Source organism: Pseudomonas sp. SWRI68 (assembly GCF_014269165.1).
GTDB classification, from domain to species: Bacteria; Pseudomonadota; Gammaproteobacteria; order Pseudomonadales; family Pseudomonadaceae; genus Aquipseudomonas; species Aquipseudomonas capeferrum.
In genome coordinates this window covers 1-469 of sequence record NZ_JABWRU010000061.1, presented here as the reverse complement: position 1 = coordinate 469, position 469 = coordinate 1, and the positions used below count along the sequence as shown (strand labels likewise).

Sequence of the window (469 nt, the reverse complement as noted above, 5' to 3'; positions counted from 1 at the left end):
GAACCCGACCCCAGCGCAGACCACGATCAATGACTCGGTCGACACCACCACCGCAACCCTGACCGCCAATCCTTCGGTTACCGAAGGCGGCGTGATCACCTACACCGTGACTCTGAGCAACCCTGCCCAGACTCCGGTAACCGTGACCCTGTCGAACGGCCAGACCATCACCGTCGAGGCCGGCAAGACCCAGGGCAGTGTCGACTTCCAGACCCCGGACAACGACGTCTACAACAACGGTTCGACTGTCAGCACCACCATTACCGACGCTACCGGCGGTAACTTCGAGCAACTGACGCCTAACCCGACCCCGGCGCAGACCACGATCAACGACTCGGTCGACAACACCACTGCGACTCTGACCGCCAATCCTTCGGTTACCGAAGGCGGCGTGATCACCTACACCGTGACCCTGAGCAACCCTGCCCAGACTCCGGTTACGGTGACCTTGTCGAACGGCCAAACCATC

At 61.4% G+C, this 469-nt stretch carries 1 protein-coding gene; it reads left to right on the top strand.

From position 1 onward, the window contains the following. A partial coding sequence (locus HU770_RS26790) for an immunoglobulin-like domain-containing protein (RefSeq protein ID WP_186666589.1) occupies window positions 1-469 on the top strand: 469 nt, incomplete at both ends.